15 protein-coding genes and 1 other RNA gene are annotated in these 17,128 nt (G+C 74.2%); 7 read left to right on the top strand and 9 right to left on the bottom strand.

Annotation, left to right across the window (positions count from 1 at the left end):
- Positions 1-38: 38 nt before the first annotated feature.
- Positions 39-1,676: an HtaA domain-containing protein gene (locus tag ACIBK8_RS30125; protein ID WP_399045330.1), complete on the bottom strand. Its 1,638-nt coding sequence runs from the start codon at positions 1,674-1,676 to the stop codon at positions 39-41.
- Between the two features lie 248 nt (positions 1,677-1,924).
- On the opposite strand from ACIBK8_RS30125, the gene ACIBK8_RS30120 reads away from it, so the two are divergent.
- From ACIBK8_RS30120 to ACIBK8_RS30105, 4 genes are all read left to right on the top strand, one after another.
- A complete protein-coding gene (locus ACIBK8_RS30120) occupies positions 1,925-3,010 on the top strand; it encodes a hemin ABC transporter substrate-binding protein (protein WP_399045221.1) in 1,086 nt (361 codons plus the stop codon).
- 31 nt (positions 3,011-3,041) lie between these two features.
- On the top strand, positions 3,042-4,145 hold the full coding sequence (locus tag ACIBK8_RS30115; protein WP_399045328.1) for a FecCD family ABC transporter permease: 1,104 nt from the start codon (positions 3,042-3,044) through the stop codon (positions 4,143-4,145).
- Positions 4,142-4,993, top strand: coding sequence for a heme ABC transporter ATP-binding protein (locus ACIBK8_RS30110; RefSeq protein ID WP_399045219.1), 852 nt, complete (start codon positions 4,142-4,144; stop codon positions 4,991-4,993). The genes ACIBK8_RS30115 and ACIBK8_RS30110 overlap by 4 nt, the downstream gene beginning before the upstream one ends.
- A gap of 182 nt (positions 4,994-5,175) precedes the next feature.
- Complete coding sequence (locus tag ACIBK8_RS30105) at positions 5,176-6,168, top strand: hypothetical protein (RefSeq protein WP_399045218.1); 993 nt, start codon at positions 5,176-5,178, stop codon at positions 6,166-6,168.
- A gap of 63 nt (positions 6,169-6,231) precedes the next feature.
- Here ACIBK8_RS30105 and ACIBK8_RS30100 read toward each other — a convergent pair whose 3' ends face one another.
- The 5 genes from ACIBK8_RS30100 to ACIBK8_RS30080 form a co-directional block, all read right to left on the bottom strand.
- Positions 6,232-6,975 carry a bifunctional DNA primase/polymerase gene (locus ACIBK8_RS30100; protein WP_399045217.1) on the bottom strand — a complete coding sequence of 248 codons (744 nt, stop codon included), beginning with the start codon at positions 6,973-6,975 and terminating at the stop codon, positions 6,232-6,234.
- A 164-nt stretch (positions 6,976-7,139) separates the two neighbouring features.
- Positions 7,140-7,736, bottom strand: a complete 597-nt coding sequence (locus ACIBK8_RS30095) for a TetR/AcrR family transcriptional regulator (RefSeq protein ID WP_399045215.1) — start codon at positions 7,734-7,736, stop codon at positions 7,140-7,142.
- Between the two features lie 77 nt (positions 7,737-7,813).
- Positions 7,814-8,755: a small ribosomal subunit Rsm22 family protein gene (locus ACIBK8_RS30090; RefSeq protein WP_399045213.1), complete on the bottom strand. Its 942-nt coding sequence runs from the start codon at positions 8,753-8,755 to the stop codon at positions 7,814-7,816.
- 52 nt (positions 8,756-8,807) lie between these two features.
- Positions 8,808-9,881: a serine hydrolase domain-containing protein gene (locus ACIBK8_RS30085; protein ID WP_399045327.1), complete on the bottom strand. Its 1,074-nt coding sequence runs from the start codon at positions 9,879-9,881 to the stop codon at positions 8,808-8,810.
- 56 nt (positions 9,882-9,937) lie between these two features.
- Complete coding sequence (locus ACIBK8_RS30080; protein WP_399045212.1) at positions 9,938-11,260, bottom strand: Bcr/CflA family multidrug efflux MFS transporter; 1,323 nt, start codon at positions 11,258-11,260, stop codon at positions 9,938-9,940.
- Positions 11,261-11,420: 160 nt separating this feature from the next.
- On the opposite strand from ACIBK8_RS30080, the gene ACIBK8_RS30075 reads away from it, so the two are divergent.
- The 3 genes from ACIBK8_RS30075 to ACIBK8_RS30065 are packed head-to-tail and all read left to right on the top strand — an operon-like array spanning position 11,421 to position 14,134.
- Positions 11,421-12,332 (top strand): DUF4429 domain-containing protein, encoded by a 912-nt coding sequence (locus tag ACIBK8_RS30075; RefSeq protein ID WP_399045210.1) that lies wholly within the window; start codon positions 11,421-11,423, stop codon positions 12,330-12,332.
- 42 nt (positions 12,333-12,374) lie between these two features.
- Positions 12,375-13,187, top strand: a complete 813-nt coding sequence (locus tag ACIBK8_RS30070) for an SDR family oxidoreductase (protein WP_399045209.1) — start codon at positions 12,375-12,377, stop codon at positions 13,185-13,187.
- A 53-nt stretch (positions 13,188-13,240) separates the two neighbouring features.
- On the top strand, positions 13,241-14,134 hold the full coding sequence (locus ACIBK8_RS30065) for a PhzF family phenazine biosynthesis protein (protein ID WP_399045207.1): 894 nt from the start codon (positions 13,241-13,243) through the stop codon (positions 14,132-14,134).
- Between the two features lie 274 nt (positions 14,135-14,408).
- Here ACIBK8_RS30065 and ACIBK8_RS30060 read toward each other — a convergent pair whose 3' ends face one another.
- From ACIBK8_RS30060 to ACIBK8_RS30050, 3 genes are all read right to left on the bottom strand, one after another.
- Positions 14,409-14,732 carry an Lsr2 family protein gene (locus ACIBK8_RS30060; RefSeq protein WP_393679788.1) on the bottom strand — a complete coding sequence of 108 codons (324 nt, stop codon included), beginning with the start codon at positions 14,730-14,732 and terminating at the stop codon, positions 14,409-14,411.
- 338 nt (positions 14,733-15,070) lie between these two features.
- Positions 15,071-15,498: RNase P RNA component class A (rnpB, locus tag ACIBK8_RS30055), an RNA gene on the bottom strand.
- A gap of 62 nt (positions 15,499-15,560) precedes the next feature.
- Positions 15,561-17,072: an RNB domain-containing ribonuclease gene (locus tag ACIBK8_RS30050; RefSeq protein ID WP_399045204.1), complete on the bottom strand. Its 1,512-nt coding sequence runs from the start codon at positions 17,070-17,072 to the stop codon at positions 15,561-15,563.
- Positions 17,073-17,128 lie beyond the last annotated feature (56 nt).

Here is a 17,128-nt window from a genome sequence, read left to right as displayed (position 1 = left end):
GGCGGCCCGGCTCCACCGGTTTCTTCGTGCGTCAGGACCTAACGGGCGGCGCGGCGCCGGGTGGCGTAGGTGGCGGCGGCGCCCGCGACGACCAGGGCAGCGGCCGTGCCGATCAGGGCGCCGACGGGGGCAGGTGAGCCGGTGGCCGCGAGGGAGCCGCTGCGGAAGCCGGGGGCGCCCGATGTGCCGTCCGACGCGGCGCCGGTGCCGGCCGTTCCGGTGTCCGAAGTGCCGTCGCCCGCGCCGCTGTTGCCGCTCGGGAGGGCGGCGTCGCCGTCCAGGGACACCGCCAGGGTGACCGGGTCGAGGGTCTCGCCCTTGCGGTACATGTTGTCGAACGCCTTGGCGCCGGCGGCGATGACGACGGCGCCGCCCGCCAGGGACAGCGGCAGGGCCGCGGACGAGGTGCCGTCATCGGCCGCCTTCGCCGTCCGCTTGCCCGCATCCGCCGTCGGCGTCAGGGGCTTCACCGGGTCGCTGCCGAGGTCGGGCAGTGCGGGCAGCCGGGCGCCCGCATCGACGGGGACGGCGAGCGAGACCGGGTCCATGGCGGTGCCCGCCGGGTACAGGCCGGCGAACGCCTTCGCGCCGTCGGCCGTCAGCTTCGCCGGGGCCTCCTTGACGGCGATCAGGCCGTCGTGGGGCCGCAGTTGACCGGCGTCGAAGGTGACCAGCGGCGTCTTGCGGTCGGTGTGCCCGCCGGTGGTGACGTCGGCCGCGAGGGTGCCCCGGCCGTCCTTCACGGTGACCGTGACGGCGCTCAGGGCGAGGTCGAGGTGGCTGCCGGTGAAGCGGAGTGCGCCGCTGAAGCGCGCGTCGACGGTGTGCCGTGCCGCGTCGTAGGTGCCCTTACCGTGGGGGAAGCGGAAGCGGGCGCCGCCGTCCTCGGCGTCGTCGCTCACCCGCCAGCGGCCCTGCGCGACGGGCCCGGTGACGTACTCGCGGAAGGTGCGGCGCACGCCCCAGTCGACGGCCGCGCCGCTGAACTTCCCGTCGGCGGCGCCCTGATGTGCGGCCCCGCCCTCGCCCTCGGTGGCGTCGTCCGTGCCGTCGCCCGGCTTGCCGCCGGTGCGGACGTCGGCGGAGAGGCTGACCGGGTCGAGCGGGGTGCCGGCGGTGTAGTAGCCGGCGAAGGCGCGGGCGCCCTGGGCGGTGAGGGTGGCGGGGAGGCGGTCGAGTGCGATGGGGGTGGCGCCGCCGCGGGTGTCGAGGCCGCCGACGCCGAGGGTGGCCAGCGGCACCCCGGTGGCCGTGGTGACCTCGCCTGAGCCCTTCGCCTTGCTGGTCATGTCGGCGTAGAGGGTGCCCTTGCCGCCGGAGATGACGACGCGGGGGCGGCTGATGGTGAGGTCCAACTGGTAGGAGCCGTCGGGTGTGCGGTGCCCCGTGAAGCGCACGCCGCCGGAGTAGCCGGCGGTGACGGCGCCGCTGTCCGGGTCGTAGCTGCCGCTCGCCGAGTGGAAGCGGAAGCGGCTGCCGACGGTGGCCGCGCCGTCGGTGAGGCGGCAACTCCCGTGCGCGACGGGCCCGGTGACGTAGGACTGGAAGGAGGTCTTGATCCCCCAGTCGAGGCGCCCGCCGGCCAGCGTGCGGCCCGCCGCGTGCGCCGCGCCTGCCGGGAGGAACGCGCTCGCCGCGCCGGCCAGCAGGACGGCGCCGAGCGCGACGGTGACCATCCGCAGCAGCGCGCGCCGCAGGCCGTGGCAGGCCAGGCGGGTGCGGTGGCGGAGCGGGCCGCGGGCGGGGCGGCGCGGGCGGTGGGCGACGGGGTCGGCGGCCGGTCGGAACGGCAGCATGAGGCACCCCTCCAAGGGGTAGTTATTTAGGTAAGGCTAACCTAAGCTAACTCCGCTCGTGGGGGAACCCGGACTCCTCACGAATTCGCCGGCATCCGGTCAACCGGCCTCCAGAGAAAGGCGGGAAAGTGACAGCACCCCACCAACGGCCGCCATGGCGCCCCGGCATCCGGCTGCGTGCCGCGTCCGGCGCGGTGGCCATCGCGCTCACCCTCGTCGGCTGTTCGGCAGGCGCCACCGGAGCGGGCGGCCCGTCACCGGCCGCCACCTCTGCGGGGCAACCGGCCGCCGACCGGGTCGAGCCGCTGCCGGGCCCCGCCCCGAAGGCCGTCCTGCCGGCGACCGTACGCTCCGCCGACGGCCACCGGGTGACGGTCCGCAAGACCGGCCGGATCGTGCCGCTGACCGGGGCGCTCTCCGAGATCGTCTTCAGCCTCGGGCTCGGCGACCACGTCGTGGCCCGCGACATCACCGCCACCTTCGCCCAGGCGAAGAAGCTTCCCGTGGTGACCCGCGCCCACGACGTATCGGCCGAAAACGTGCTCTCGCTCAAGCCCGACGTGGTGCTCGCCGACACCTCCACAGGGCCCGCCGAAGCCGTCGGGCAGCTCCGCGACGCGGGCATCCCGGTGGTCGTACTGCGCCCGGCCACCGCACTGTCCGACGTCGACCGGCGCATCACGGAGGTCGCCGCGGCGCTCGGCGTGCCGAAGGCGGGGGACGCGCTGGCCTCCCGTACCGACGCGCGGATGAAGGCGGTTGAGCGCGGCATCCCGCACCGGGACGGCGCTCCGGCCGGTCGGCCCCGGGTCGCGTTCCTGTACCTGCGTGGATCCGCGTCCGTCTACCTCATCGGCGGCGCCGGATCCGGCGCCGACTCGCTGATCGAGGCGGCCGGCGGCATCGACGCGGGCAAGGCGTCCGGGCTGACGAAGGACTTCACGCCGATCACCAGCGAGGCGCTGGCGAAGGCACGCCCCGACGTCATCCTCGTCATGGCCAAGGGCCTGGAGTCGGTCGGCGGGGTGGACGGTCTGGTGAAGATTCCCGGTGTGGCCGAGACACCGGCCGGGATGGACCGCAGGGTGGCGTCCGTCGACGACGGCGTACTGCTCAACTTCGGCCCGCGCACGGACCAGGTGCTGCGCTCGCTTGCCGACCAGATCCACGCGGGGCCCGCCGGATCCGGGCAGCCGCACGGCAGGGGCGAGTGACGTGCCGGCACCGCCACGGGACGACGCCGGCCTGAAGCCCACGGCGGGCGGCCCTGCGCCGGAACAGGACCCGGCGCCGGCGGATACGGCGGGGCCGCCGCCCGCCGCCCGCCCCCGCACCCTCCTGCTCACCATCGGGCTCAGCGCCGCCCTGCTGCTCGCCGCGCTGCTGTCCGCCGGATCCGGCGCGTACGACATTCCGCCCGGTGACGTCATCGGCTCGCTGCTGCACCAACTGCACCTGGGCGGCGGCGCGTTGGACCGGGTCGGGGAGAGCGTGCTGTGGCAGGTCAGGCTGCCGCGGGTGGTCCTGGCGGTGGCCGTCGGCGGCTCGCTCGGCTGCGCGGGCGCCCTGATGCAGGGGGTGTTCGGCAATCCGCTGGCCGAACCGGGGATCATCGGGATCTCATCCGGCGCGGCGGTCGGCGCGGTCGGCGCCCTGTCCCTGGGGCTGACGTTCCTCGGCAACTGGACCGTGACGGTCTGCGCGTTCGCCGCCGGGCTGCTGACCGTGCTGGCCGTCTACCTGCTCTCCCGCTCCGGCGGGCGCACCGAAGTGGTCACGCTGATCCTCACCGGTATCGCGGTGAACGCCTTCGCCGGCGCCCTGATCGGCCTGTTCCTGTTCACCGCCGACACCGCGCAGCTCACCCAGATCACGTTCTGGCAGCTCGGTTCGCTGGCCCAGGCGACCTGGCCGAAGGTGCTCGCCGTGCTGCCGTGCGCGGTGGTGGGTCTGGCGGTGGCGCCGCGGTACGCGCGGCGGCTCGATCTGCTGGCGCTGGGCGAGCGGCCCGCCCGGCATCTGGGGGTGGACGTCGAACGGCTGCGTCTGGCGCTGGTGCTGGTGGTCGCCCTGCTGACGGCGGCTGCGGTGGCGGTGGCCGGTGTCATCACGTTCGTGGGGCTGCTGGTGCCGCATCTGCTGCGGATGGCGGCGGGGCCAGGGCACCGGTTCCTGATCCCGGGCAGCGCGCTCGGCGGGGCGCTGGTGCTGGTCGTCGCCGACCTCGCGGCGCGTACCCTCGCGCAGCCCGCCGAGCTGCCCCTCGGGGTGCTGACCGCGCTGTTCGGCAGCCCGTTCTTCTTCTGGCTGCTGCGCAGGACCCGTCGCAGGCAAGGAGGTTGGGCATGAGCGGCATCAGGGGTGTGGCCGGGAAGCTGTTCCCGCGGCGGAGCAGGCGGCTGCCCGGCGCGGCGGCGGCCGGCGCGGTCTGCGCGCAGGCCGTGGGGCTCACGGTGCGGCTCGGCGGCCGTACGGTGCTGCGCGAGGTGGATCTGACCGCGCGGGCCGGTGAGGTGCTGGCCCTCGTCGGGCCGAACGGCGCGGGCAAGTCGACGCTGCTGGCCGCGCTCGCCGCTGATCTGCCCGCCGCCGCGGGCGCGGTGCGGGTGGACGGGCGGCCTGCCGGTGACTGGTCGGCGGCCGAACTGGCGCTGCGCCGGGCGGTGCTGCCGCAGTCGGCGGCGCTGTCGTTCCCGTTCGCGGTGGCGGATGTGGTGCGGATGGGCCGGGCGCCGTGGGCCGGTACGCCGGCCGCGGACGGGGACGACGCCGCGGTGGCAGCCGCGATGGCGGCGACCGAGGTGGACGGCTTCGCCCGGCGGCCGTTCGCCGCGCTGTCCGGGGGTGAGCGGGCCCGGGTCGCGCTGGCCAGGGTGCTGGCACAGCGCGCACCGCTGCTGCTGCTCGACGAGCCGACCGCCGCGCTCGACCTGCGCCATCAGGAGCTGGTGCTGGGGATCTGCCGGCGCCGGGCAGCGGCAGGTGACGCGGTGGTGGTGGTCCTGCACGACCTGGGTCTCGCCGCGGCGTACGCGGACCGGGCGGCGGTGCTGCACGAGGGGCGGCTCGCCGCGCAGGGGCCGCCTGGCGAGGTGTTCACGGCGGAGTTGCTGTCGCGGGTGTACCGGCAGCCGGTCGAGGTGCTCGGGCATCCGCGGACCGGGGTGCCGCTGGTCCTGCCCCGCCGCCCGGCATGACCGTGCCACCCGGCATGACCGTGCCGTCCGCCCGGGTCCGACGGTGCTTCAGGTCACGGTGTGGGCGCGGTATCAGGTCCCCGCCCCCACCGGCTTCCCCGCCCCCGGTAGGGTTGCGCCGAATCGTGCCACCCCGGCGGCCTCCGTGTCCGCCCCGGTCGCCCCGAAGGAGCCCGAGCCCCATGACACGCAGGTCGCCGTTCCGGGTGCCCGCCACACTGACGTCGGCAGCGGCGGCACTGGTGATATTGAGCGGGTGCATGACGGTGCACGGCGAGCGGGAGATCGTCCCGGCGGTGTCGAAGGCCGAGGCCGCCAAGGCGCTCCAGCACTTCACCGACGGCTTCAACAAGGCCAACCGCACCCTCGATCCAAAGGTCAACGCCTCCTACGAGGCGGGGGCGTTGCTCAGCATCGACGAGGCGGGCATCAAGGCAGCCCACGCCACCCGGCCGCAGGGCAACCCCAACTTCCCCGGACTGACGCTGAAGGACGCGCACTTCACGGTGCCCAAGCAGGCGGGCTGGCCGAAGTCGTTCCTGGCCGACGCGGTCAGCAACCGCAAGGACCGCGGCGGCAACTACACCCGCTGGTTCCTGGTGTTCAGCCGGGACGCCGTCGACGCGCCCTGGCGTGCGGTGTACCTGTCGACGCTCCCCGACAACAAGGTGCCGGAGCTGGCGCGGGACGCCGACGGCTACGCCGAGGCGGTGCCCGCGGGGGACGGCCCGTCCGGTCTGACGGTGGATCCGGACAAGCTCAGCCGGAGTTACACGGACTACCTCAAGACCGGCGAGGGCGAGTTGTTCGCCTCCGGGCCCGACACCGACCTGCGGCGCCGCGACCGGGCCGCCAAGTCGCACACGGTCGGCGCCCGGATCCAGTGGGTGGACCAGCCGGCCGATTTCCCGCCGGTGGCGCTGCGGACGAAGGACGGCGGGGCGCTGGTGTTCTTCGCGAGCTATTACCACCAGCAGAAGACGGTGTTCAAGGGCTCGACGATGAACGTGTCGGCCGCGGTGCAGGGCGTCATGGCCAAGCCCGTGAAGCAGGCCAGCAAGATCACCCTGACGTATCTGACGGGGCAGGCGGTCAAGGTCCCGGCGAAGGACGCGTCCGGCAAGATCGAGGTGCTGAACCTCATCGAGGCGCGGACGTCGGCGCGGGTGCCGTAGGCGGCAGCCGGACGGGCCTGCGGCGGGCGCCGTGGGCCCACCGGTGTCCGGCGGTTCCGGGTGTCAGCGGCCGATCGGCCAGGCCGCCGTCTCGTGGTCGGGGGTGCGGTCGATGAACTCCGCGCAGGCGTCGGTCAGGGTTTCCAGCAGCGTCAGCGGGTCGGGCAGCGGCAGCTCGGGCCCGCGCAGCCAGCTCACGTCGGGCTGGTCGCCGGGCAGCCGCGAGGGCGGCAGCAGGACGTAGCTGCCGCGGCAGTGCCAGCGCAGTCCGGGGTGCTCGTCCAGGGTCTCCGGGTGGCAGTCCAGCTCGCAGGGCCACCACTCGTCCTCGTCGTCCGGGGTGCCGCGGGTGGCGGTGAAGAAGAGCATCCGGCCGTCCCCGAAGCCGGCACCGCTGAGGGTGACGGGGCCGACCTCCACGCCGGCCGCTTCCAGCCTGCCGAGTGCGCTGCGGCCCGCTTCGACGGGGACGTCCAGCACGTCGTGGGCGATGCCGGTGGCGGTGACGAAGTTGGCGTCGGGGAGGGTGCGGATCCAGGCGGCGACCTTGTCGCGGTCGGTGCTGGCGACGGTCTGCCAGCCGAAGGAGACGGGATGGCGTCCGGGGGTGGGACAGCCGATGCGTTCGCAGGAACAGCCGTAGCCGGACGGGTGCGCGGCGGGGGCCACCGGGAATCCCGCGTCGGCCGCGGCGAGCAGCAGGTCCTCCCGGCCGCGGGCGGCCGTCGATCCCGTGTCCGTATCGCCGCCGTCCGATCCGCTCTTCGGCCGGCGCAGCCACTGGGAGAACCTGCTCTTGCGTTCCATCTATCCCCTCACTTCGAGCGGTGGTCTGGGATCAATGCTGCCACCATCCTGCGCTCCGGGTGACCGGTGTCCCGATCCGGGGCGGGGGCGCACCCGGCGATTACGGTGGATTCCCGCTCATCACCGGCAGGCGGGACGGGCCGCCCGGCCCTCGGGCGGCCGGGTCACCGCGGTGGCCGCAGGGCACGCAGTACCAGGTCGACGAGGGTGTCGGTGTAGGCGTGGGTCAGTTCGCCGGTGCGCATCAGCCAGCGCTGTGAGAAGGGACTCAGCAGCAGCTCGGCGGCGATCCGCGGGTCGGTGTCCGGGTCGATGTGGCCGGCGTCCCTGGCCGCGCGGAACCGGTCGGCGTAGACGGCGATGCCGGGTTCGAGGAGGCGGGCGACGTAGGTGCGGGACAGTTCCTCGTCGTTGGCGCCGGCCGCCGCGAGGGCGCGGTAGGGGGCTTCGAAGGCGGGGTCGTTGAATTCGTCGGCGGTCGCCCGCAGGACGTGCTTGAGGTCCGCTTCCAGGTCGCCGGTGTCCGGGAGGGCGGCGCCGTAGTCGTCGACGCCGTCGGTGAACGCGTCCAGCAGGACGGCGGCCTTCGACGGCCACCAGCGGTAGATGGTCTGTTTGCCGACGCCGGCCCGCGCGGCGATGCCCTCGATGGTGAGCCGGGGGTAGCCGACCTCGCCGACCAGGGAGAGGGCCGCGTCGAAGATCGCCCGGCGGGAACGTTCACTGCGGCGGGAGGCGTCGGGTGCCGTCTTGGGGGCCATGGAGCGATCCTAGCGACGCATGAGGCGAGACGTATCGTCTTCACGGGGCGGGCCCGGACGGGGCGACCGCCGCCCGCTCAGGACCAGTCGTCGCCCCAGGACGCGTCCCTGGCCGCCCGGTAGCCGTCGCCCTGCCGCTTGGTGACGGTGGTGCGGCGCAGCCCCTCGTCCGCCGTGCACAGGTCCAACAGCACCTGCCCCTTGCGGAGTTGGGGCTTGCGGACGATGCGGGCGGGGGCCGCGGACGCGGGCAGCCGGGTCGCCGCGACATAGCTGAACTTCTCGTCCTCGTACGGCAGGGTGCCGCCCTTCACCTGGCGGTGCAGGGACGAGCGGTTCACCCGGGCCGCGAAGTGGCACCAGTCGTCGCCCGGGACGATCGGGCAGCGCTCGCCGTGCGGGCAGGGCGCGACGATCCGCAGCCCGGCCGCGGCCAGCTGCTCGCGGGCCTCGCGGATGCGGAGGTACCCGGCGGGTGTGCCGGGTTCGATCAGGACGACGGCCGGGGCGGCGGACGCGGCGGCGACCACCGAGCGGCGGGCCTCCGGGCGCAGCTCGCCCAGCACGTAGGAGACGGTCACCAGGTCCGTGCCGGCCGGGACGGTCAGCCCGTCGCCGATCACCTGCCGGTGCCATACCGTGTCGGGCAGCGTGCCGGCCGCCAGCTCGCGGCCCAGGTCGAGGGCGGGCTGTGCCCAGTCCAGGACGGTGCTGCGGTGGCCCTGCCAGGTGGCGGCTGCGGCCCAGGTCGCGGCGCCAGTGCCGCCGCCGATGTCCACGTGGGTGGCGGGTGAGAAGTCCGGCAGCCGGCCGGCGAAGGCGGTCAGCGCGGCGCGTACCGCCTCGTACGTCGCGGGCATCCGGTAGGCGGCGTACGCGGCGACGTCCGCGCGGTCCCTGAGCACCGGGGCGTCGGTGGGGGTGGTGCCGCGGTAGTGGGTGATCAGCCGTGCGGTGGCCTGCTTGGGCGGCAGGCCGTCGAGCAGGCCGGCCAGGGCGGCGCGCAGTTCCTCGTGCATTCGGCCAAGTTTACGGCCCCGGCGCGGCGGGGCCGTCCGAGTGCCCGGCCGCTCAGTGCCGCCGTGCCGCGCGGGCCAGGCAGGTCGCCGCCGCGGCACGGGGCCCGCTGCCGCCGTCGCGGCGCCGTGGGTGGACGGTGTTGGCGAGCAGCACCAGGAAGGTGTCGGTGGCGCGGTCCAGGACCAGGCTGGTGCCGGTGAAGCCGGTGTGGCCCGCGGCGCCGCGGCCGGCCAGCTCGCCCATGAAGTACGGCTGGTCGACGGCGAAGCCGAGGCCGGGCGGCTCCAGCAGGGCCGCGACCGTGGCGGGCCGCAGGATCCGCGCGGCGCCGTACGCGCCGCCGTTGAGCAGCGTCCGGCACAGCACCGCCAGGTCCTGGGCGGTGGAGAAGAGCCCCGCGTGGCCCGCCACCCCGCCCAGCGCCCAGGCGTTCTCGTCGTGCACCTCGCCGCGCACCATGCCGCGGTCCGCCTTCGCCCACGGCCGCCGCTGGTCCTCGGTGGCCGCCACCCCCTGTGGCGCCAGCGGCCCGAAGGACGTGCTGCGCATGCCCAGCGGCCCGGTGATGCCCTCGCGCACCAGGACGTCGAGGCGCTGCCCGGTGCACTGTTCGATGAGCAGCTGGAGGGCGATGAGGTTGAGGTCGGAGTAGCGGTGGCCGCTGCCGGGGCGGCCGTCGGGCGCGGCGGCCTGGGCCCACAGCAGCTCCAGCTGGGCGGCCCGCCCGCGCCGTTCGTACAGCGGCAGTCCGGGGCGGAGCCCGGAGGTGTGGGTGAGCAGCTGCCGGACGGTGATGCCGGGCGCGAAGGCGGGCAGCCTGGCGCGTACCTCTTCGTCGAGTGGCAGCCGGCCGTGCTCGGCCTGCTGGAGTGCGGCGAGTGCGGTGAAGAGCTTGGTGAGCGAGGCGAGGTCGAAGACGGTGCCGACCCGTGTGCGCTCCCACAGGTCGCGGGGCAGGTCCACGCCGCGGTCCTTCTCCGGGTCGTAGGCGCGGTAGCGGACCGCCCAGCCCGTCGCGGCCTCCGCGGCGACGACCGGGCCGCGCCCGGCGAGTACGACGGCGCCCGCGCACCATGCGGGGCGGCCGTCCGGCAGCGCGCGCACGCCGCTGACCAGCCGTTGCATCCACACGGTCGCGAGCCGCGCCTCGCCCGGCGTGCCGGGTCTGAGTGTCGGTGCGTTCAGAGCACGGTCCTCTCGCCTTCGGTGCCCCCGTCGGTCACCTCCCTACGCTGCCACGGACGGCACATCCCCAGGAAGCTCACGAGCGCCAATACCGCGCATCCGAGCTGGACGACGGCCATCGGCACGGCGGTGTGCTCGCCCGCGATGCCCACCAGCGGGGAGGCGACCGAGCCGAGCAGGAAGGTCGAGGTGCCCAGGAGCGCGGAGGCGGATCCGGCCGCGTGCGGGGTGCGCAGCAGGGCCAGGGTGTTGGTGCTGGGCATGACCAGGCCCATGGACGACATCAGCACGAAGAGTCCGGCGGCCATCGGCCACAGCCCGACGGTGCCGAAGACGCCGGACGACATCAGCAGCAGCGCGGCGGCGGCGAGGGCCACCAGCGTCAGGCCCACGCCCAGCACCCGGTTCAGGCTGACCCGGCCGACGAGCACCTTGCCGTTGAGCTGGCCGACCAGGACCAGGCCGACGGAGTTGACGCCGAACAGCAGGCTGAAGGTCTGCGGGGACGCGCCGTAGATCTCCTGGATGACGAACGGCGAGGCGGAGATGTACGCGAAGAGGGCGGCGAAGGCGAAGGCGCCGACCAGGAGGTAGCCGGAGAACGCCCGGTCGGCGAGGAGGTCGCGCATGGTGCGCAGGGTCTGGCCCAGGCCGCCGGAATGGCGTCGCTCGGGCGGCAGCGTCTCGTGGAGCGTGCGCCAGACGACGGTGGTCAGCAGCACGCCGACGACGGTCAGCACGGCGAAGACCCCGCGCCAGTCGGTGACTTGGAGGATCTGCCCGCCGATCAGCGGGGCGACGACCGGCGCCACCCCGGAGATCAGCATCAGGGTGGAGAAGAACCTGGCCATCGCCACGCCGTCGTACAGGTCGCGGACCACCGCCCGCGCGATGACGATGCCGGCCGCGCCCGCCAGGCCCTGGAGCAGGCGGAAGGCGATGAGGATCTCGACGTTCGTGGCGATGGCGCACAGCGCGGTGGCCAGCACGTAGATCACCATGCCGGCCAGCAGCGGGCGGCGGCGGCCCCACTTGTCGCTCATCGGGCCGACGATCATCTGGCCGAGCGCCATGCCCGCGAGGCAGGTGGTGAGGGTGAGCTGGACGGTGGCGGCCGGGCTGTGCAGTGAGGTGGTGACCTCCGGCAGGGCCGGCAGGTACATGTCCATGGAGAGCGGCGGGACCGCCGTGAGGCCGCCGAGTACGAGGGTGACGAGGAGTCCGGTGCGGCGGGACGCGGTCGGTGCTGCCACCGCGCCCCGCTCGGCTATGGGGGGAAGATCCTGGTTCGCGGCCGTGCCGGTGCCGGCGTCCGTCATGTGCGTCTCCGTCTTTTGTTGATGGCCGCACCATGGTGTCACGCACCGCCCTGATCACCGGCCGCTCGGCCCTCGGCCCTTGGACCTACGCCGCCCCGGAATGCGCCGCGTCCGTCGCCGACGGCCCGGCCCCACCGGACCGCCCCTTAGGATCCGGTACATGGCTGAACTGATGGTGCGCGACGGCACGTGGACCTTCGACGGCGACGCCGTGCGGATGGTGCCGGGGCGCGAACGCGGGGTGCACCAACTGCGGCAGGACCTCGGCGAGTACGCCGTTCCGCTGGCGGCGCTGGCGGGCATCGCCTACGAACCGGCCCGCAAGGGCGGCCGGCTGCGGCTGCGGATCCGGGACGGCGCCGATCCGCTGCTCCAGGTGACCGGCGGCGGGCTGCCGGCCGACGCGAACCCGTACCAGCTTTCGGTGGACGCGGGCAGGACCGACGTCGCGGAGTACTTCGTCCACGAGGTGCGGCAGGCGCTGACCCTCGAACAGGTCCCGGAGGGGCCCGCCGACCGCTATCTGCTGCCGGGGCCGGCCGTGCCCCTGTCGGCGGCCGGTGTGGACGGCCTCGCCACCTTCGACGGCGAGCGGGTACGCATCGAATGGCGCTGGAACACCAGCGAGAACAAGAAGCACGCGGGCCCCAGGGACTTCCCCCTGGCCGACCTGGAAGCGGTGGAGTGGCGCGCCGCCGTCGGCCTGGAGTCGGGCTTCCTGCGCTTCCGCCCGCGCGGCACGACCCCGCACATGAAGCCCGAGCACGACCCCAACGCCATCGAGCTGTGGGGCTTCAAGAAGGAGAGCGGGCGAACGGCCCTGCTGGCCGCGGCGGTTGCCGCCCGGCTCCCCCACCCGTCGGCGGGCCCCGCCCTCCTGTCCAAGGCCGCCGCCGTGCCCCCGCCCGCACCGGAGCCGGCCGGCGAAGGCGCCGCGTCCGGCAACGACCACGACGTACTCCTGCGCCGCCTGCGCGAACTGGGCGAGCTGCACCGCGACGGCGTCCTCACCGAAGAGGAATTCACCACCGCGAAGGCCGCCGTGCTCCGCAGCTTCCACTCCGCGGGCTGAGACGGGGCGGCGCCGGACCGCCCCGCCGCCTACCCTGCCGCCATGACACAGCACACCCAGGCATCCGGAGGGCCCGCCCGGCGCGGGGACGGCACGGCGGACGGCGCACGGGTCGCGGTGGTCACCGGCGCCGGATCGGGCATCGGACGGGCGGTCGCGCACGCCCTGACCGCGGCCGGCTGGCACGTCGCACTGGCCGGCCGGCGCGCCGACGCGCTCGCCGGAACCGCCGCGGGCGCGGACCGCCCCGGCTCCCCCGCCGCCCTCGCCGTCCCCACCGACGTCACCCGCCCCGGCGACGTCGACGCACTCTTCGCCGCCGTCCACGACCGCTTCGGCCGCCTCGACCTGCTGTTCAACAACGCCGGCACCTTCGGCCCCCCGGTCGCCCTGGACGCGCTGTCCTACGACGACTGGCGGACGGTCGTCGACACCAACCTCACCGGCGCCTTCCTGTGCGCGCAGGCCGCCTTCCGCGCGATGAGGGCCCAGGACCCGCAGGGCGGCCGGATCATCAACAACGGCTCGCTCTCCGCGCACGTACCGCGCCCGCAGTCGCTCGCCTACACCGCGACCAAGCACGCCATGACCGGACTGACCAAGTCCCTTTCCCTGGAGGGCCGTCCGTACCGGATCGCCTGCGGGCAGCTCGACATCGGCAACGCCGCGACCGAAATGACCGGCCGGATGCGCACCGGCATCCTCCAGGCCGACGGGCGCACCGCACCCGAGCCGGTGATGGACGCGGCCGATGTCGCCCGCACCGTCGTCCACATGGCGTCCCTGCCGCTGGAGGCCAACGTCCAGTTCGCGACGGTGATGGCGACGAACATGCCCTACATCGGGCGGGGTTGACGGCGCCGGCCCGGCACGGGAATAGCCCGCGGGGCAGCCGGGTTCTCCCCGCCATGACACGCGAAGCCGCCGCAGGGGACACCGCCCGCGCCCCCGAGATCCTGCGCTACACCGCCTTTTCCGACGACCCCGAGGGCGGCAATCCGGCCGGCGTCGTACTGGACGCCAGGGGCCTGGACGACGCCGCGCAGCTCGCCGTCGCCGCCGGTCTCGGCTACTCCGAGACCGCTTTCCTCACCGCCGCGCCCGAGGGCCTGGGCGAGGCGGGCCGCGCCTTCACCGTCCGCTACTTCAGCCCGCTCGCCGAGGTGCCGTTCTGCGGGCACGCGACGGTCGCCGCCGCTGTCGCGCTCGCCGAACGCATCGGCGCGGGCGACCTGCTCTTCGCCACCCAGGCAGGGCCCGTACCGGTCACGGTCGGCGAGCGGGACGGCGCCCTGCGGGCCACCCTCACCAGCGTCGAACCGCGGGTCACGGCCGTCGCCGATGCCGACGTCGCGGAGGCGATCGCGGCCCTGGACTGGGCCGCGTCCGACCTGGACCCCGGCCTGCCGCCCCGCATCGCCTACGCGGGCGCCCGCCATCTCGTGCTCGCCGCCGCCACCCGCGACCGCCTGGCGCGGCTGGCGTACGACTTCGACCGGCTGGCCGCCCTCATGCGGCGCCTGGACCTGACCACTCTGCAACTGGTCTGGCGGGAGAGCGATTCCGTCTTCCACGTCCGCGACCCGTTCCCCGTCGGCGGCGTCGTCGAAGACCCGGCGACGGGCGCCGCAGCCGCCGCCTTCGGCGCCTACGCCCGCACCCTCGGCGTGGTGTCGGCCCCGGTCACCCTCACCCTCCACCAGGGCCATGACCTGGGCCGCCCCGGCGTGCTGACCGTCGAACTGCGGGACGGCGACCCCCGCTCGCACGTCAGCGGCACGGCGACGGCCATCGCCGCCTGACCCGGCCTTTACACACCCATGGGCCCCCTTCCGATGACCGGAAGGGGGCCCATGGGCGGTAAGTCCGCGACGCGTGAAGGAATCCGGTCCGGCCGGGTTCGGTATCCGCAATACCACTCGCCGGGCCTTCCCGAAGCAGCCTTCCCGATTTTCGCAGCCGCTCCGCTTTACGTTGCCATTAACCGTTCTGCCCTGAATTACTGAGCACCGGAACGGGTGGAACGCCGGCCGCGGACGGTCGCACTCGCCGTGGGATCGGCGGTTGTGCACGCCGCTACTTCGCCTTTGCGTATGCCTCACGAATGTCGGCGGGAACGCGCCCGCGGTCGTTGACGTTGTAGCCGTTCTCCTTGGCCCACGCCCTGATGGCCGCGGTGTCCTCGCTGCTCGCCGCCGCATTGCGCGGCTTACGCGCCTTCCCGGTCCGCCGGCCGACCTTCGTGAAAGGCGCCATGGCCTCCAGCAGCCGGTCGTAGCTGTCCGGGCCCAAATCCAGTTCGTACGTCACACCGTCGAGGGAGAGGGTGTGGGTCGCGGCCTCCGAAGACTCTTCGCCCGTGAGGTCGTCCGTGTAGATGGTGATTACTTTCTGTGCCATGAGCGTGATTGTACGGCCGAATGGGCCCCCTACAACACCAGGGGAAAAGCACCGCCGATGCCCTTCGCCCGGTCTCCGTTCACGGACTTCACGGACGACTTCGTTCACGGACTTCCCGACGGCTTCGGAGTTGTCCGAGTCCGCCTTCTTCTGCCATCCGGCAGATCACCTCGGTCTGCCGGATATCCGGTTCCGGGTTATCCGCGGACCGGCATTCCGCCCACCCGGATCCACGCGCCCCCCGGCGCGGCAACCGGCCCGGCAGCCGGGCACCCACGCAAAAAAGCCCCCTGACCTGGCGAAGCGCCGGGCCGGGGGGCCTTCTGCCGACTGGGCGGCGGACGAGTCCGGCCTATACGCCGGGTTTTGTCTCCCCCGGTCCTTGCGGGCCGAGGGGAGGCGGCCATCCATCTAGGACTGTCGTTGCCGGCAGTCTCGTGCGGTCTACCCGCGGACTCGGGCGGGCAGCCCTCGATCGTCCGCGCAGGACCGGCGCCCTCTTCAGGACGTCGGCCCCTCTTGACCTTGCTCCGGGTGGGGTTTACCGAGCCCTCCGAGTCACCTCGGAGGCTGGTGGTCTCTTACACCACCGTTTCACCCTTACCTGGACCTTGCGGCCCCGGCGGTCTGTTTTCTGTGGCACTGTCCCGCGGGTCACCCCGGGTGGGCGTTACCCACCACCCTGCCCTGTGGAGCCCGGACGTTCCTCGGGAGGATGCGTATGTCCGAAGACATCCGATCCCCACGCGACCGCCCGGCCGGCTCGTCCGCCGTGCCGACCATGCTACCCGGCCCCGGGACGCGTACCGGACGGCCGGTCCGTGGTCGTCACACCGGCGTGAAGCGGACCGGGTCGCGGCCCGGGTCGGCGTCCGCGAGGCGGACCCGGATGCGGTCGCCCAGCGGGAGGGCGGGGCCGTCGGGCCGGGCGGCGACCCGGCCGATCACGGCCGGGTCGTAGAGGTGCACGGTGCCCTGCGTCGGGTCGTTCTCCTGGACGTCGACGACGAGGGCGTCGAAGGTCTCGCCGATCCGCCCCCGCATCAGCGCGGCCTCGACGAGGTCGACGCACTCCCGCTCGACCTGGTTGGCGCGCCGGGTGCCGGTGTCCATGGTGGCCGGGAGTCCTGGCAGCGCGCCGCGGGCCCAGCCGGGCGCGCCGGCCCCGGCCGATGCGGCCAGGCACAGTTCGGAGGCGTAGCGGTCGACGAGCCTGCGCAGCGGGGCGGTGACGTGCGCGTAGGGCGCGGCGACGGCGGAGTGCACGGCGTCGGCCGGGTCGGGTGCGGTGCCGTCGAAGGCGGTGTATCCGGCGCCGCGGAGCAGGGTGGTGCACTCCTGGAGGAAGGCGGCGTGCGTGGTGCGGCGCGGGTCGAGGGTGCGGATGAGGGCGGCGTACGAGGTGTGGTGCGGCCAGTCGACGCCGAGGGCGCGGGCGGTCAGCCGCAGCCGGGCGACCGAGCCGTCCGGTGCGGTGGGCAGCGTGCGCAGGATGCCGGTGCCGGACGCGAGCATCAGGTCGGCCGCCGCCATGCCGGTGAGCAGGGAGATCTGGGCGTTCCAGGCTTCGGCGGGGAGCGGGGCGCGGTAGGCGAGGGTGTAGCCGCCGTCCCGCTCGACGATCTCCTGTTCGGGGGCGTGCAGCGAGATCGCGCCCCGGGCGACCTCCTGTTCCTCCCGCAGGATGCCGATGTCGCGGAGCAGCGCGAGCGGTTCCTCGGCCGTGCCGTCGTCGAGGGTGCGCTGGACTGCGGCGTAGTCGAGCCGGGCGCGGGAGCGGACCAGGGCGCGGCGGACGGACGCCGTGGTGACGGTGCCGTCGGCGTCCAGGTCCAGTTCCCACAGGACGGCGGGGCGGTCCTGGTCGGGCAGCAGGCTGGCGGCGCGCTCGCTGATCGCGTACGGGTGCAGCGGGATGCGTTCGTCGGGGAAGTAGAGGGTGGTGACGCGGTGGTGCGCCTCGGCGTCCAGGGCGCCGCCCGGGGTGACGAAGGCGGCGGCGTCGGCGATGGCGTAGTGGACGCGGTAGCCGCTGCGGGCGGTGGGGCGGGCGGCGCCGGGCGGGGTGCGCCGGCTCAGGAACATCGCCTGGTCGAGGTCCTGGGATCCGGGCGGGTCGATGGTGAAGAGCGGCAGGTCCGTGACGTCGGTGAGGGTGTCGGCTGTGGTCACGTCGCCGGTGGCCGTCGGGATGCGCGGGGACAGGGCCGCGCTGTCCGCCTCGGCCTGTGCCGTGGGCGGGAAGTGCTCCGGGATCTCCAGCTTCCAGCGCAGCTCACGCAGCGCGGCACGCAGGGGGGCCTGTGCTGCGTCGGTCACGTGCATGTGGCGACGGGGCATGGCACCGAGCGTATGGCGGCGGGGCCCGCGGGGCGCGGCGTGGCGGCGGGCCGGGC

Origin of the sequence: Streptomyces sp. NPDC050161, from assembly GCF_044460025.1 — a bacterium.
GTDB lineage: Bacteria > Actinomycetota > Actinomycetes > Streptomycetales > Streptomycetaceae > Streptomyces.
The sequence above is the reverse complement of the archived record's forward strand: the minus strand, read 5'-3'. Positions and strand labels throughout refer to the sequence as shown.

Coding starts and splice junctions, on each gene's coding strand:
- ACIBK8_RS30065 (WP_399045207.1), top strand. CDS start 13,241: ATGACACGCGAAGCCGCCGCAGGGGACACCGCCCGCGCCCCCGAGATC.
- ACIBK8_RS30125 (WP_399045330.1), bottom strand. CDS start 1,676: ATGGTCACCGTCGCGCTCGGCGCCGTCCTGCTGGCCGGCGCGGCGAGC.
- ACIBK8_RS30050 (WP_399045204.1), bottom strand. CDS start 17,072: ATGCCCCGTCGCCACATGCACGTGACCGACGCAGCACAGGCCCCCCTG.
- ACIBK8_RS30060 (WP_393679788.1), bottom strand. CDS start 14,732: ATGGCACAGAAAGTAATCACCATCTACACGGACGACCTCACGGGCGAA.
- ACIBK8_RS30070 (WP_399045209.1), top strand. CDS start 12,375: ATGACACAGCACACCCAGGCATCCGGAGGGCCCGCCCGGCGCGGGGAC.
- ACIBK8_RS30080 (WP_399045212.1), bottom strand. CDS start 11,260: ATGACGGACGCCGGCACCGGCACGGCCGCGAACCAGGATCTTCCCCCC.
- ACIBK8_RS30095 (WP_399045215.1), bottom strand. CDS start 7,736: ATGGCCCCCAAGACGGCACCCGACGCCTCCCGCCGCAGTGAACGTTCC.
- ACIBK8_RS30105 (WP_399045218.1), top strand. CDS start 5,176: ATGACACGCAGGTCGCCGTTCCGGGTGCCCGCCACACTGACGTCGGCA.
- ACIBK8_RS30090 (WP_399045213.1), bottom strand. CDS start 8,755: ATGCACGAGGAACTGCGCGCCGCCCTGGCCGGCCTGCTCGACGGCCTG.
- ACIBK8_RS30100 (WP_399045217.1), bottom strand. CDS start 6,975: ATGGAACGCAAGAGCAGGTTCTCCCAGTGGCTGCGCCGGCCGAAGAGC.
- ACIBK8_RS30075 (WP_399045210.1), top strand. CDS start 11,421: ATGGCTGAACTGATGGTGCGCGACGGCACGTGGACCTTCGACGGCGAC.
- ACIBK8_RS30085 (WP_399045327.1), bottom strand. CDS start 9,881: ATGCAACGGCTGGTCAGCGGCGTGCGCGCGCTGCCGGACGGCCGCCCC.
- ACIBK8_RS30110 (WP_399045219.1), top strand. CDS start 4,142: ATGAGCGGCATCAGGGGTGTGGCCGGGAAGCTGTTCCCGCGGCGGAGC.